This is a genomic window from Methylophaga sp. (assembly GCF_009711715.1).
Classification (GTDB): Bacteria; Pseudomonadota; Gammaproteobacteria; order Nitrosococcales; family Methylophagaceae; genus Methylophaga.
The window spans coordinates 149127-164128 of record NZ_VENF01000001.1 but is presented as its reverse complement, the minus strand read 5'-3'; the positions used below and the strand labels follow the sequence as shown (position 1 = coordinate 164128).

Here is a 15002-nt window from a genome sequence, read left to right as displayed (position 1 = left end):
CTTTTAGTGAGTGTTGGCAATGCTATTGTCTAAAGTGGGATGACGCTCAACAATTCCTAAGAGGGGTTACCTCCTAGGTAGTAGAAACAGGCATTTTCAGGAGAATGTCAGCTTGGATGCTGCACAGCCGGCAAAGGGACGCCGGCGGAAACGGATCCGGTCAGCTCAGGTAGCTACCCACAGCCAGGACGAGGGCACCACCGGCCAGGGCCAGATACGGAAGTATTCCGGCACGCTTGACGGTATAGTCATTACGGGAAAGATCAATGTCTTCGAGCATGGCACTGGGGAATCGTCCCCTATCCACCACATAGTGCCGCCAGACAAAAATGGGAATAATCAGGCTTGCCACAATCAGCCCGCTCATTAAGGTACCCGCCCCCCACACATTGGCGCCCAGTCCCATCAACAGCATATTGATATAGGCCAGAATAGTACCGGTCACGATCAGAATCGTCGGTGCCTTGTAGGGGCGATCCCAGTTAGGCCGGTCAATGCGGTGAATCCAGCCGGCATTCAGATTCAGAAAATTGAAAATGATATAGCCGACATTGGAGGCGGCGAGCAGAAACACATAATCGGACATGCTGAGCAGCATCAGGTTGATCAACAGATTCGTCCACATGGCACGGGTCGGCGCTCCGTTTTCATTCACCTTGGCTAAATAACGCGGCAACAGGCCGTCGATAGCGCCCTGACAAAGGGTCCGCGAGGAACCCGACATGGTGGTCATAATTGACAGCAGTAATGCCAGTACCAGCATCACCACGAACAGGTTGGCGATAAAGCCACTGCCGCCCACGATGCCAGCTAGGGCACTGGCGACCCCCATCCCGCTGTAAATATCATCCGACAACATGCCATTGTATTTCGCCGGTGCAATCACCTGGCCGGCCGTATTCAGGGTTTCCGGCTGTACCAGCTGTCCCAGCCCGAGATGCCCCTGGAATGCCAGCGGAATAAGCGTAAAAGCGACGATGCAGAGTAAACCGGAATACAAAATCGCTTTGAAAGTATCCGTTCTGGGATGCTTGAACTCCCGGGTATAGCAAACGGCAGTTTCGAAACCATAGGTTGACCAGGCAGCAATGAACAAGCCACCGGCCATCAGAACCCAGCCATCCAGATTCCAGTCTCCGGCCATGACATGACCTTCACTGTCATAGGCCAATGGTGACAGCGGGAAAAAATGGTCCGCGGGCAGATCACCGGTAATCAGCGGTACCAGTGCCAGCACCATCAATGGAATCAGACTGGTCATGCCCAGAATCATGGTCGCTCTGGCTGAGCGCAGAATACCGCCATTCTGAATCGCAAAAACGATAATCATCAACGCAGCGCCAATGATAAAAGTGGCATTAATACGTAAGGTCAGTCCGGCTTTGAGGGAACCCAGATCCAGCAAGGTAATCTGCCAGGTATTGATGACTGCGTCGGGCGGAAACAGGGCCGTCAGAATATAGCCCGCAGCGAGACCGGAGCCGATCGCCAGTACCGGCCCCCAGGCAATCCAGTTACACCATATCGACAGCGGCGCGATCAGTTTGCAGTAATTTACCCAGGCGACTGAACCATAGACCGATGCCCCCCCGGTCTTGTGAGGAAACAGGCCGGCAATTTCAGCGTAGGTAAAAGCCTGAATAAAACCGAAACTGATCGAAATCAGCCAGACCAGCCATGCGGGTTTGCCTACCGTGGCAGCAATTGCTCCCATTGAGAATAGAACCAGCGCAGGAACGCCGCTGGCCACCCAGAAGGCACCGGTCCAGTTTATACTGCGATGAAGTGAGAATCCCGCAGATTTAATCTCACTGCCTGCTTCCTGATTATCGTTTACAGGTGACTGTTGCACATTTCAATCCGATATTCACAGGCCAGTTGCCCATTGCATCCCGTTAAAGCCGGTTTCAGCATGACAGTCTGAGGGAAAAGACACAATCTACAGATTCAATAAAATGAATTGAAGCTGGCAGTCATCCTCACAACCGACTGACAAAGATACGGGCATGGTATAAGGCTAGCGCGCTGAGCATGGCTATCACGATGATCGCCAGCACATCGGCCCCGATATATCCCCAGAACTCAGACATCCTGCTCACTCCTCTGCACCGCCTAAGCGGATACTTTCAAGCCCACAATGCCGGTTAAAATCAGACACACACTGGCCAGTCTGACAAAACTCGACGGCTCGGCCAGAAACATAATGCCGTAAATTGCCGTACCTACAGCACCAATACCGACCCAGACACCATATGCCGTACCCACTGGCAGTGAACGCATTGCCAATCCCAGTAACCAGAAACTCAACAGCATGGTCAATACGGTAAACACACTCGGCCAGAGCCGGGTGAAGCCGTCCGAATATTTCAGACCCACCGCCCAAACCACTTCCAGTAGTCCTGCTATCACCAATACCACCCAGGCCATCATTTACTCCTTATGGGGCCGTCCCCGACGAGAACAGAGCGGTGAGGTCGTCCTCACTTCTATAATGAAAATTACAGCAAGCCGGTATCTTTCATACGCTGGCGGCCGAATGCCGATAAAGCATACTGGAATACTAACCTGTCACACAGATTATCCAGTCGATGATCTTCACGGTTTATCAAACCAGCCGAGGCCAGTTCATCGAGAATAATACGAAAGTGATTCAGCCAGTAACGGCCGGAAAGTTGATATTCCTGCATCGCCTCGCTAATCAGCACATCATCCCACTCCAGTTGCTTTCGCTCCAGCAATACCAGCATGTAACCTTTATGATGCAGCTTCATCACGACCCCGGCGTTTCGGTTACCGAACGTAATTGGGCCACGGCTTCCGCGGGTTCCCGGAACATCACGAAGCTGCCGATAATGGTCAAAGCCAGACCGACCAGAAAATACCATTCCGGTAATTCCAGCGTGACCAATGCGACAAAGATCACGGCGAAAACACCATAAAGATTGCCGATTGCCTCGCCGCGACTGACACCAATCAATGAAAAGCTTTTATAAAATGCCGTATAGCAGAATGCATGACAGACCGATGCCAGCAACATCCAGGTCATGGCAATAGGCGTCATCAAGGTCTCTTTTATCAGAAACCACACAGGCTGCTCGGTCAATAACATCACCGCGGGCAGCACCAGCAGCCCCCAGAAAAGTATTTCAAAACTGAAGCGGCACTGTATTCCGACATCCGGATCGGTGACATCCATGGCTCTGGAAGCAACCGCCCCCTCTGCCCCCCAGCCGATAGCGGATAATATGCCGCCGAGATAACCGAGCCACACGTAGCTGCTGTCATCACCCAGTTCACCAAAGATGCCCGGGCCATAAATCACTACCCCGCCCATGATGATAATCGCCATACCCAGTGCCGCCTGTCCGGAAATTTTTTCCTGATACCAGAGACGGGCAATCACTGCCCCTACCACCGGATAAAACAGCGAAGTCACGGCGGCAAACACTGGCCCGACGAATCCCATTGCCATGTAGGAGCCGAAAATTGCCATGGGACCGCCGAATAAGGAGGCCAGTGCATACCATTTGGAAATCTTGCGAAACCGCACCAGTGTGCGGCCATAATCTTTAAGTTTGCCCAGGCTGCCGTTCCACAGTGCAAGAAAAATGAAAACGGCCAGCGCATGGATCCAGGTCATGACCGCGGTGGCGACCAGGCGTTGCCCCTGGTTATCCGCGCTGATGCTGTTATAAGGATATTCGTACCATAAGGCCGTACCGGGAATATACCAGGCGCCCCATAACACGGCGGTCCACAATGCCCATCTGAAACCCCAGCGCTGATGGCGGACAAAGTGCTGCTGAAGCGCGTAATCGCTGTAGCTGCTCATGCAGTTCTCCTAACCGCGGGACAAGTCAGCCAGTGCCCGTTCGTTCAAGTCTTCCGGCAGCACATATTCGTCAACAGACAGGCCAAAACCACTCATTGAAGGCAGTTTCCTGGGCCAGGTCATCAGACGCATACGGCCAATGCCCAGTTCTTTGAGGATCTGGGCACCAATACCATAGTGCTTGAGCACATACTCTTCATCGAAATGACGTTCACCTTCAACCTGTGCCTGCCATTCCTGTTCATCTCCCTTGATCAGCAGCAGGACCCCTTCTCCGGCTTCCTGTATATGCTGCATAGCTTCGGTGACACTCCAGGTATGACCATGACGCCGGTTATCCAGGAAATCAAAGTTATTGATGGGCGCATGAACCCGTACCAGAGTGGCATTCTGTGTTTGTGGTGAGCCACAAATCAGCGCCACATGCGTCAAGTCCGAGGTAAGATCACGATAGCTGACCATTTCAAAGCTGCCGTACAAGGTACTGATATAACGGCGGTCTTCAAAAGCGACCAGTCGTTCATTGCGACGGCGATATTCAATCAGGTCGGCAATGGTGCCCACCTTGAGTTGATGTTTATCAGCAAACTGCAGCAAGTCCGGCAGCCTAGCCATGCTGCCATCATCATTCATGATTTCACAGATAACAGCAGCGGGTTCACGCCCCGCCAGTTTACTCAGGTCACAACCGGCCTCAGTATGGCCGGCTCGTGCCAGCACGCCACCTTCTTGCGCCTTCAGCGGGAAAATATGACCGGGCCTGACAATGTCAGTCGCTTGTGCGTTTTTAGCCACTGCTGCCTGAACCGTTCTGGCCCTGTCTGCCGTGGAAATACCGGTCGTGACCCCCTCTGCCGCTTCAATAGACACGGTAAAGTTGGTGCCCAGTCCGCTGCCGTTCTGCCTGACCATCAACGATAAATCAAGCTGACGGCAACGAGCCTCTGTCAGGGTCAGACAAATCAAGCCGCGACCATGCATCGCCATGAAGTTAATGGCATCCGCATCAACGGCATCTGCAGCCATGATCAGATCGCCTTCATTTTCACGATCCTCATCATCCATCAGTACCACCATTTTGCCCTGACGGATATCGTCGATGATATCTTCAATCGGTGAAACAGCGGTCTGACTCGCCCTGGGCACAAAAGGGATGGTGGGGCTATTCATGATGGTCTCCTGACATGCGATCGATCATGGCGTAGGCGGAGTGATTATGAATCGATTCGAAATTTTCACATTCGACGCGGAAGCCGCCAATGGCTGACGCTTTATCCAGCGCACCGGCAATATCCCGTACCAAGTCTTCTACGAACTTGGGATTGTCATAGGCGTATTCGGTAACGAATTTCTCGTCCGGCCGCTTGAGCAGACCGTAAAGCTGGCTTGATGCCTGTGCTTCTACCAGCCCAATCAATTGATCCAGCGTCATGCTGTCATCGACCTCGACCTCCACGGTAACCAGCGAGCGCTGGTTATGAGCACCATAGGCAGAGATTTTTTTGGAGCAGGGGCAAAGGCTGGTAACCGGAATCTCGGCTTTAACCGTCAATGCGAAGCGCTCACCAATATCAGCCTTGAGGGTGACATCATAGTCCATCATGCTGGTGACACCGGATACCGGTGCAGACTTGGCCAGAAAGAACGGAAAGCGCATTTCGACATGGCCGTTTTCCGCCTCCAGCAGATCGAGCATATCCCGCATGAAGGTATGCATCTGACTGACAGCAAAAATCTGTTCGGGTTTTTCCAGCAATTCAATAAAGCGAGACATATGGGTGCCTTTCACATGATGAGGCAAACGCACATACATGCTGAAGTCAGCTACCACCCGGGTAGGGCCGGCTTCATCGCTTTGGAAAAAAATCGGGTAACGTAAGGATTTGATGCCGACCTGGTCAATAGCCAGCTGGCGTTTATCGGGGGTGTTCTGAACATCTTCCAGACCAGTATTGAGCGGCAGGTTCATAACGCTAATCCTTATCTTGTAGACTTTCCAGTCGTTGTTATTCGTGGTTATCGCAAAAAAAGGAGGGTGAACTGTCTACCGCCTTGTCACATGCCATTGAGAACAGTGGTCTGGCAGTGACAGTTCACCCCCAACGTCCCAACGAGAGAACGGGTTAGAGGATAACCATGAAGAAGCTGAATCGCTTTACTCAAAGCAGCTTCAGTTTCATTATCTATTCCGTCACCCCTGCCAACAATTCCAAAGAAGGATTACTACCTAGGGGTTACGAAACGCTAAAAAAATGCCGGTATCGACAGCCGATACCGGCAACGTGGCTATCACTTAATCTAATAAGGTCAAGCGATTGCTCATCCGGACCTGCAGCGCTGAATCCGTCTCCAGCGCCGCATTGACCGCATGGTATTCCTCGGTCAGCACTGCCCCGGTGTAGCTGCCCGACATCCAGCCGTTCGTCATCAGGCTGAGCAGGCCGTCATAAACGGCTTTCAGAACTCGGGACAGCTTTAACAGGGCCATTTCACTCTCCTGCCGGCGCGACGGCCAGCGCAGTTAACTGGCGGGACTCGTGCTGAGAGTACAGCCACAACGGCAGATACACTGACAGGACGATGAAGCCAATCCAGGTAGAGAACCAGCCGACTTCCAGACTGTTGAGATAAACCACCCCAATCAGGCATAAAGGAATATTGAACAGGCCGAACAGCAAGGCCACATTTTTCCAGCCTTTGGGCGCACTGAACGGTCTTTCCAATTCAGAAAAATTTGGATGTCTTTTTGCTTTGACATAGGCAAACAGACTGATGCCGTTGGCGCAGGTATAGCCGATCGCTGAAGCCGCCAGAATGGCAGCCGGTGTTCCCATTGAGATCAGCACCAGATTAAACAGCCCGATCGTGATCATCGCCACCACCGGTGTCCCGTGGTTATTGACTTTACCGAACACCCGCGGCAGATTGCCTTCGGTTGCCATCGAATGCATAGCTCGCGCGGAACCGAGATAGGCAGTCTGAATAATCAGGACCATTGCAGCAATCAACATGACGATTGCAATCACAGAACCGGCATCGCCAAAGGCAGCCTGGGCAACGGGAATCATCGGAGAGACAGGCTCTGCCAGTACACCCTCAACGCCCAAAACACCGATAACGGCAGCCTGAACCAGTACGAATGACAACAGGCAGATGGCGCCACACACAAACAGGGCTTTGGGCACATCTTTGGCTGGCTGCTTGTATTCCGGACCGTAGATGGCTGCGGTTTCCCAGGCACAGGCACTCCACTGTGCAATCGCAAATAATCCGAACAGAATCAGAATATGATGCAGGTCCCAGGACCAGTCAGCAGGTAACCAGTTGTTTGTAATATTACTGAATTCAACGCTACCGCTGGTGAAGGGCACAACGGTCATCACGACCAGAGGGACCAATGACACACCGGCGAGAATATATCCCAGTACGGCACTGTCCTTCAGACCAAAGAAATTAATGATGATCAGACCGCTGAAAATAACGATGCCTGACAGCAGCGAAAGTTGATATTCAGTGAATAGGCTGCCCAGCTCAGGAAACAGGCCGTGTAAATAACTCCCGACCAGAATGGCGAAGATAGCCAGTACCGGATTCCAGGCGAACCAGTAACTCCACGCACTGAACCCGCCTATCAACTTGCCTTTGTCAAAATCACCCTGATAATCCTTGGTTTTGAAGACATGCTGGGCAAACCCCGGCAGTCCGGATGCTTTAGGAAACGTTGTCGCCAGCTCGGCATAAGCCAGATTTTGCATAAAGCCCTGTAAAACAGACAGCCCCCAAACCAGAATGGCTGCTGCAGCCACCCACATCGGGAAATAACCCAGCGAAGGTAAAATCAATAATGGCACGCCCGATGCAATGGCGAGTCCCTGTTTCCAGTCAATCGACCGTTCCAGGGATTCATGTTCATGCACTGAGCCTGCTTGCGTTGCACCGGAACCGGCGCTTGTTTTGTTCAGCTTAATATCACTCATAGTGTCATCTCCGCTTCAGTTCGACAGTCGTCTTGCCGAGACTTTTGCTGTTGATTTCAACGCGGAAAACAGCGCTGCCATTTCCGCCATTGAGACTTCGGAAAGTCTGATTCGAACTTAGCGTGTTAAAGCGAACTTGATAATTCCCTCGTGGCAGTACTTCCAAGGTAGTAACTGGAGAGAAAATATTTTTTAATCAGGATCAGACGTATCGAGCCTGCTGCCAGCGCACCCTCGCCCACAGATACGCGTCCATGACTGACAGGGCATAAATAAAGATGCCGCCGGCAAACTGGCCGATCACGGAAACGTCCGGCCCGGCAAACTGAAATGTCACCATGGCCAGCACCATCATGAAAAACACCATGGTCAGGCCCCGTAACGGTGTCTGGTTCAGGACCTGTCCGACACCGGGCAGAATAATGGCAACCAGCAGCACCAGGTAGGGATGCCATGGTCTGATTGTTGATGCATCACGCTGCTTCATCACATCGCACTCCATCCAGATTAGCCAGCAATTTTTGTAACTGACGGGTCAGGGCTGCTATTTCGGCCGAATCAATCGGCTGCATATCAAACTCGGCGCTGCGTAAAAGCAGGTATTGCCCCCGCTCCGCCTGTCGAATGAGATAGGTCAGTCGTACCGTCTCGGGTGTAATCAATAACTCCTTGGCCATCTGATCGGCGAAAATCGTCTTTACATCACTGTCGATAGACTCCAGGGACGGCGTCCTGTCACGACTGACATAACGTGCATGATGTGGCCAGCCTTTAAGCGGTGTCACCGGTTTATTCCAGTTCCAGCCGGGACTGAATACATCGCTGGTGTGAGGTCTTACAAGGATATCAAGACTGCCCTTGCTCTCGACCGGCCGCAGCATCGTGATATGCAGCCACATCACCGGCAGCTTGCGGGCAGTCAGGTTATCCACTTCCAGTTTCAACCCCACGCTGGTACCGTCGTAGTCGCCCAGCAAATGCTGAAATCCTGCCCGGTCAGCCACACTTTTTTTGATATTGATAACCTTGCTGCTCTGACTTAACAGATCCGATCTGGCCTGCATCACCATGCGATGATGATGCTGGTACATCCGCCACAACAAGACACTGAAAACGGCTGCCATAACAAAAATAAATTGCGTCATTTTTGCCTCCTTATCAGCAAAAAAGGCCCCGCAGCATAATGCCGCGGGGCTAAGAATCAGCGCACTACCGTTACCGGACAGTGCGCCTTGCTGATAACCTGCTGGGCAATCGAACCCAGCAAGACTTTGGAGACGCCGGTGCGTCCCACCGAACCGGTCACCACGTGATCGTGGTCATTGCTTTCGGCATAATCGATGATCGCCTTGGCAATATTGTGTCCCGGCACCGTGGTACAAAACACCGGCTCCAATTCCCGGTCATGGGCCTTTTGCATCGCTTCATGCAGTTCGATCTGGATCTGATCATTCGCTGCTCCCAGTACATTCGAGTCCCAGAAGTAGGTATGAGAGATTTCTTCAGCCGTCGACATCACGACATGAATAAAGGTCAGCTCGGCCTCCGCCAGTTTTGCCAGTTCAATGGCAAAGTCCACGGCTTTTTGCGCGCTGTGAGAGCCATCAGTTGCACATAAGATCTTTTTCATTTGTCATCCCTCCTCAATAACCCCTTGGCCGCGGCCAGGGCATGGTGAATTGATCACCGCGTTTCACAAACTGATAACGACGCATCACAAACCACGCCGAAGCCACGATGTAGAAGGCCATGATCGACAGTAGTGAAGCGCCGTAACCGAGGAAGGTCGCAAAATAAACGGCTGCGCAGAGCCCCAGCAAAACCAGCGCTGGAATCGGATGGAACGGATGGATATACCCCCGTTTGATCACATCCAGCGGCCACATTTTTCTGAACCGCATCATGTTGATCGACATGAAGGTATAACCCAGCAGACCCGACAGAATCGAGAAGGTAATAACCTGATCCAGCAGGCCGGTAAAGGCAAATGACACGGCAATGGGAATCAGGAAGATAATGGCCCTGAACGGTGTCCGGTAATGCGGATGAATCGCCCCGAACCAGGTCGGCATGTAACGATCCCGTCCCATCGAGAACCAGGCACGCGCCGCATCATTGATACAGCCATTGGCAGATGCAATAGCCGCGAACATGGTACCGATAAACAATACCACCTGCAGACTCGGATTACCGATAATGGAAGCCGCATCGTATAAAGGTGTCGCGGCCTGTCCCAGGTACTGCCATGGCATTAGACCCGTCGCAACATACCAGGTCAGCGACGCTGCCACCAACAAGGTCAGAATCCCACCGATCGTACCCAGAGGTATAGACCGGCCGGCACTGCGCACCTCTTCCGCCGCCTGACAGGTACCCTCGATACCGAGGTAGTACCACATGCCAAACTGCAAGGACGCAACTACGCCTATCCAGCCGTAGGGCAATTCTGTCAACAAATCGCTATGTCGGAGAATATTACCCGGATTGAGCGGATCAGCACCGATAAACAAGGCAATAATGGCCAGGAAGGCAAACAGCGTAATGACAAAGTTCACCGTCAGGGTCATAAATACCCCCCGATAGTTGAGCCAGGCCAGAAATGCGATCGTCAGCACCACAAAGGGTTGCGGACTCAAGCCTTCATAACCGGTCGCCGCCGCCACTGCAGACATCAGATCCCCAACTATCAGGGCATCCGCTGCCTCCAGCATGGTATAGGCCATCACCAGAAACAGACCAACATTAAAGGCCATTAGCGGGCCGATAATATGCTTGGCCTGGGTATACTGGCCGCCAGCTGCCGCTACGGTTGACGTGACTTCAGAGTCGATCATGGCGACACAGCTATAGAGCAGCCCGATCACCCAACAGGCAATCAGGGCACCATAAGCCCCGCCCTTGGCGACCGAAAAGTTCCAGCCCATGAACTCGCCGACCAAAACGATCCCAACCCCTAAAGCCCAGACATGGAAAGGGTTGAGCACCTTGAACATCGAAATACGTTGCGGGTTTTCAGCCGCCGAAGTTTCAGCCGTCATTTGATGCCCCCTTCTTTCTTGATTTCATCAAGAATCTCATCGACGCCCTCACGGGAGCTGATAAGCAATTCTTCGTCGAACTCCCGCGATACGCTGATGGCATCGACCAGAATCCACAGTAATAGCAACCCGGAGACAATCCAGGCGGCATAACTTAGAATTTCCCAGTAAATCATTGTGTCGCCTCCTGTTTGGATGAGGTTTCATCAGCACCAAATTTTTCTTCTATGACTTCGCGATACTGTCTGTCGGAGATTCGTATAACGAAAAAGAAGTAGCCGATAATGACCAGCGCGGTAATGGCCAGCATCAGTGGGTCAATGGTGTAATCAAACTTGTCGTTGATAATCTCGGCAGCAGCGGCTTCGTCGTAACCAAGCTTTTGCCACTGTTCTTGTTCAACGGCGGAGACGCCCAGTGATTCCCAGGTATAGGACTGGACAGTGGCTGTTTCCTCGGCTGACTTGGTGTCAGATTCCAGAAACAGAGGGATATAGAGACTTACATAAACGAGTACCAGGATAAACAGACTGTCAATTAACTGCCCTCGTTTATGCTGGATCTTGGGGATATATGTGGACATAGCATTTCCTCATTAATTAACTCTTGCATCACTGGCAGCCCGATGATTGACTTTTGCATCATTCTTGGCAGCCCGATTATCATCGAGATGTTTAATATCCAGACCGTATATAAAGTCCTTGTCTTCCGCGTAATGATGGGTCATAGCCCATACTGACGTGGTATTGAAAAGAACCAGTAAGGCACTGGAGATAATCATGACCCATTGAATGACGGGGTCATCGAGAATGCTGGAGATACTAATGAGGACGAAGCCAACAGCCAGCCAGAGCAGAATGACATCCGCCCAGGCCATGACACAGTCCCGTAAGTACATATTGTGAATACGTTGTTTTAAATTATTATTCATGATTAATTCCTCTCTCTTGTTAAAAACTAATGAATTACACGAATTCCTCCTGGTAAAAAAATGCAAAAAAAGATAAGGGCCGATACCACGCTGAAAAAAGCACTTAATGACGGGGTAAGGATCATTTAAGTTATTTTTCTTTGCAGTACCGGCCCTTATTTTGATCGCTCGTTAAAAACGGGTCTTAGAAGGCCTGTTGCTGACCAGGAATCCAGTTAGTGCCGGCCAGTGGTACACGGGCCATAGCAGCAGATTCCACCGTCAGAGCAACCAGATCTTCCGGTTCCAGGTTACGCAGGTCGTTCTTACCGCAGGCACGGGCCAGGGTTTGCGCTTCCAGGGTTAAAACTCGCAGGTAGTTCGCCAGACGACGGCCACCTTCAATCGGATCAAAGCGTTTCATCAGCTCCGGATCCTGGGTTGAAATACCGGCCGGGTCACGACCTTCATGCCAGTCATCATAGGAACCAGCTGTAGAACCCAGTTTCTGGTACTCTTCTTCCCACATCGGATCGTTATCACCCAATGCCACCATCGCCGCGGTACCAATGGCGACCGCATCCGCACCCAGTGCCATACACTTGGCCACATCAGCGCCGTTACGGATACCACCGGAAACAATCAGCTGAACCTTGCGGTGCATGCCCATTTCCTGCAGTGCCTGTACGGCTTGTGGAATAGCTGCCATGGTCGGAATACCCACGTGTTCGATAAACACATCCTGGGTTGCTGCAGTACCACCCTGCATACCGTCGACGACGATAACGTCGGCACCGGCTTTGACCGCCAGTTTCACATCGTAGTAAGTGCGGGTTGCACCGACTTTGATGTAGATAGGCACCTGCCAGTCTGTGATTTCACGCAGTTCCTTGATTTTGATTTCAAGGTCATCCGGCCCTGTCCAGTCAGGATGACGGCAGGCAGAGCGTTGGTCCACGCCTTTCGGCAAGGTACGCATCTTGGCAACACGGTCCGTGATTTTCTGACCCAGCAGCATACCGCCACCGCCTGGTTTCGCACCCTGACCCAGTACCACTTCAATGGCATCAGCTTTACGCAGGTCGTCCGGGTTCATACCGTAGCGTGATGGCAGGTACTGATAGACCAGCTTGGTGGATTGACCGCGCTCTTCCGGGGTCATACCACCGTCACCGGTAGTGGTTGAGGTACCCACCGCTGAGGCACCGCGACCCAGCGCTTCTTTCGCATAGGCAGACAGCGCGCCGAAGCTCATACCGGCAATCGTGATCGGGATTTCCAGCTCAATCGGTTTCTTGGCAAAACGGTTACCCAGGGTCACCGAGGTGTTGCATTTTTCACGATAACCTTCCAGCGGGTAACGAGACATACTCGCGCCCAGGAACAGCAGATCGTCAAAATGTGGCAGCTTGCGCTTGGCACCGGCGCCGCGGATATCGTAAATGCCGGTATCGGCAGCACGGCGGATTTCCGACATCGTCGAGCGGTCAAATGTCGCTGACTCGCGCGGTACGGTCATGTATTTTCTCTTTTCACTCATTTCTATTTCCTCGCAATATCAGCAATTAATAAGCACCAGCGTTATCAACTTTGAAGTTGTAAAGCTGTCTGGCAGAGCCGTAGCGTTTGAAATCTCTCGGGTCCTGATCGGTCACACCGGCACGTTCAAACAGTTCGGTCAGTTCCTCGATGTGTTCCGCACGCATTTCTTTTTCAATGCAGTCCGCACCCAGCGATTTGACTGAACCTTTGACATAGATGTGTGCTTCGTAGAGTGAATCGCCCAGCGCATCGCCAGCATCACCACACACCGCCAGAACGCCGGCCTGTCCCATAAAACAGCTCATATGACCGACGCTGCCTTTAACGAGGATGTCGACACCTTTCATGGAAATGCCGCAGCGAGAACCGGCATCACCTTCTATGATAAGTAAACCGCCGTGAGCCGTGGCACCGGCTGCCGAAGAGGCATTGCCTTTGACGCGAACCACGCCTGACATCATGTTTTCAGCCACGCCCTGACCGGTATGACCGTGAATGGTGATCTCGGCCTCCTGGTTCATGCCGGCACAGTAGTAACCCGCCGGGCCATGGATATCGATCTTCAGTTTCTGATCAACGCCAACCGCCAGGTTGTGGTGGCCTTTCGGATTCAGCACATCCCATTTTTCGATGGTCATTTCATCGTGCTGGTCATGCAGCGCCTGGTTCAGGTCACGGACAGTCTGCACCGACAGGTCGACTGTTCCCACGCCGTTGATTGTTTCGAATGCAGCTTTCTCTGCTAAGTTGTTCGTACTCATTGTGTTCTCCTAATCACCAAGTCTTAGTTGCCATTACGTTCCCAGACGTAGATGCGTGCTGGTTCCGGTTCCCAGACCTTGGCGTCTTCGATACCGGGCAGGGTTGTCAGCGCCTGGTATTCAGATGCCATCGCCACGTAGTCGTCTGTTTCAGCGATCACAGCCGGTTTACAGGCAATCGGGTCACGCACGACAGCAAAACCGTCTTTGGTGCCAATCGTTAAGGTGTAAAAACCATCCAGCGTTTTCAGTGCGTTTTCGAGTGCTTCGTTAAGAGAATCACCCTGCTGCAGACGATAGGTCAGGTAACCTGCCGCAACTTCAGTATCGTTTTCAGTATTGAATTCAATACCTTCGCGTTGCAGCTCTTTACGCAGGCGGTTGTGGTTAGAAAAAGAACCGTTATGTACCAGGCACAGATCCAGACCGGTTGAGAATGGATGGCTGCCAGCCATGGTGACGGCAGATTCAGTCGCCATACGGGTATGGCCGACGATGTGGCTGCCTTTCATATTCTCCAGCTTGAACATATCGACGATACGCTCTGGCAGACCGACTTCTTTCAGGATCTCGATAGATTTACCTGAGCTCATGATCAGCACGTCATCATGGTTTTGTTCCAGGTAGTCTTCGACTTTCTCAGCATCTACACCGACTTTGAACACGGCGACTTTGCTGTTCTGGAACCAGTCCACTTTGGTATCCAGTGCTTTTTCAATATCCTTAGCCAGCGCAGCCCAGTCATAGTTTTCGTCTTCATGACGCAGGGTCAGTTTGATGCCGTCTTCAACAGCATCGCCATAGACCGCAAAACCGGCACTGTCGGGACCGCGTTCGGTCATGGCAATCAGCATCGGTGCGAACAGTTTGCCCAGTTCGCTTTCGTACTTATCGTTTTTCAGATAAAGACCAACGATTCCACACATAAGATTTCTCCTAAAT

At 52.1% G+C, this 15002-nt stretch carries 18 protein-coding genes; all 18 read right to left on the bottom strand.

Annotated features, from left to right (window positions below; translation table 11 throughout):
- Positions 1-160: 160 nt before the first annotated feature.
- Positions 161-1852, bottom strand: a complete 1692-nt coding sequence (locus FH755_RS00785) for an APC family permease (protein ID WP_292437716.1) — start codon at positions 1850-1852, stop codon at positions 161-163.
- 260 nt (positions 1853-2112) lie between these two features.
- Positions 2113-2427 carry a quaternary ammonium compound efflux SMR transporter SugE gene (gene sugE, locus FH755_RS00780; protein WP_366658634.1) on the bottom strand — a complete coding sequence of 105 codons (315 nt, stop codon included), beginning with the start codon at positions 2425-2427 and terminating at the stop codon, positions 2113-2115.
- Between the two features lie 71 nt (positions 2428-2498).
- Positions 2499-2771, bottom strand: a complete 273-nt coding sequence (locus FH755_RS00775; RefSeq protein ID WP_292437713.1) for a hypothetical protein — start codon at positions 2769-2771, stop codon at positions 2499-2501.
- Complete coding sequence (locus FH755_RS00770) at positions 2771-3832, bottom strand: DMT family transporter (protein ID WP_292437711.1); 1062 nt, start codon at positions 3830-3832, stop codon at positions 2771-2773. Before FH755_RS00770 ends, FH755_RS00775 begins: the two co-directional genes overlap by 1 nt.
- A gap of 9 nt (positions 3833-3841) precedes the next feature.
- Positions 3842-5002, bottom strand: a complete 1161-nt coding sequence (gene ribBA, locus FH755_RS00765; protein WP_292437709.1) for a bifunctional 3,4-dihydroxy-2-butanone-4-phosphate synthase/GTP cyclohydrolase II — start codon at positions 5000-5002, stop codon at positions 3842-3844.
- A complete protein-coding gene (gene folE2 / locus FH755_RS00760; RefSeq protein WP_292437707.1) occupies positions 4995-5801 on the bottom strand; it encodes a GTP cyclohydrolase FolE2 in 807 nt (268 codons plus the stop codon). Before folE2 ends, ribBA begins: the two co-directional genes overlap by 8 nt.
- 324 nt (positions 5802-6125) lie before the next feature.
- A complete protein-coding gene (locus FH755_RS00755) occupies positions 6126-6320 on the bottom strand; it encodes a hypothetical protein (RefSeq protein ID WP_292437705.1) in 195 nt (64 codons plus the stop codon).
- 1 nt (position 6321) lies between these two features.
- Positions 6322-7809: an APC family permease gene (locus FH755_RS00750; protein WP_292437703.1), complete on the bottom strand. Its 1488-nt coding sequence runs from the start codon at positions 7807-7809 to the stop codon at positions 6322-6324.
- A gap of 202 nt (positions 7810-8011) precedes the next feature.
- Positions 8012-8296, bottom strand: a complete 285-nt coding sequence (locus FH755_RS00745; RefSeq protein WP_292437701.1) for a hypothetical protein — start codon at positions 8294-8296, stop codon at positions 8012-8014.
- Positions 8283-8954 carry a hypothetical protein gene (locus FH755_RS00740; RefSeq protein ID WP_292437699.1) on the bottom strand — a complete coding sequence of 224 codons (672 nt, stop codon included), beginning with the start codon at positions 8952-8954 and terminating at the stop codon, positions 8283-8285. Before FH755_RS00740 ends, FH755_RS00745 begins: the two co-directional genes overlap by 14 nt.
- A 56-nt stretch (positions 8955-9010) precedes the next feature.
- A complete protein-coding gene (locus FH755_RS00735) occupies positions 9011-9439 on the bottom strand; it encodes a universal stress protein (RefSeq protein ID WP_292437697.1) in 429 nt (142 codons plus the stop codon).
- 13 nt (positions 9440-9452) lie between these two features.
- Positions 9453-10847, bottom strand: a complete 1395-nt coding sequence (locus tag FH755_RS00730) for an amino acid permease (protein ID WP_292437695.1) — start codon at positions 10845-10847, stop codon at positions 9453-9455.
- Complete coding sequence (locus tag FH755_RS00725; protein ID WP_292437693.1) at positions 10844-11023, bottom strand: hypothetical protein; 180 nt, start codon at positions 11021-11023, stop codon at positions 10844-10846. Before FH755_RS00725 ends, FH755_RS00730 begins: the two co-directional genes overlap by 4 nt.
- Positions 11020-11430: a hypothetical protein gene (locus tag FH755_RS00720; RefSeq protein ID WP_292437691.1), complete on the bottom strand. Its 411-nt coding sequence runs from the start codon at positions 11428-11430 to the stop codon at positions 11020-11022. The genes FH755_RS00725 and FH755_RS00720 overlap by 4 nt, the downstream gene beginning before the upstream one ends.
- Before the next feature lie 12 nt (positions 11431-11442).
- The gene (locus tag FH755_RS00715) at positions 11443-11778 is read right to left on the bottom strand and encodes a hypothetical protein (protein WP_292437689.1); all 336 of its coding nucleotides are present in this window, start codon (positions 11776-11778) and stop codon (positions 11443-11445) included.
- Between the two features lie 184 nt (positions 11779-11962).
- On the bottom strand, positions 11963-13297 hold the full coding sequence (locus FH755_RS00710; protein ID WP_292437687.1) for an FMN-binding glutamate synthase family protein: 1335 nt from the start codon (positions 13295-13297) through the stop codon (positions 11963-11965).
- A gap of 25 nt (positions 13298-13322) precedes the next feature.
- On the bottom strand, positions 13323-14060 hold the full coding sequence (locus tag FH755_RS00705) for a protein glxC (RefSeq protein ID WP_292437686.1): 738 nt from the start codon (positions 14058-14060) through the stop codon (positions 13323-13325).
- 23 nt (positions 14061-14083) lie between these two features.
- Positions 14084-14986: a glutamine amidotransferase family protein gene (locus FH755_RS00700; protein ID WP_292437684.1), complete on the bottom strand. Its 903-nt coding sequence runs from the start codon at positions 14984-14986 to the stop codon at positions 14084-14086.
- Positions 14987-15002 lie beyond the last annotated feature (16 nt).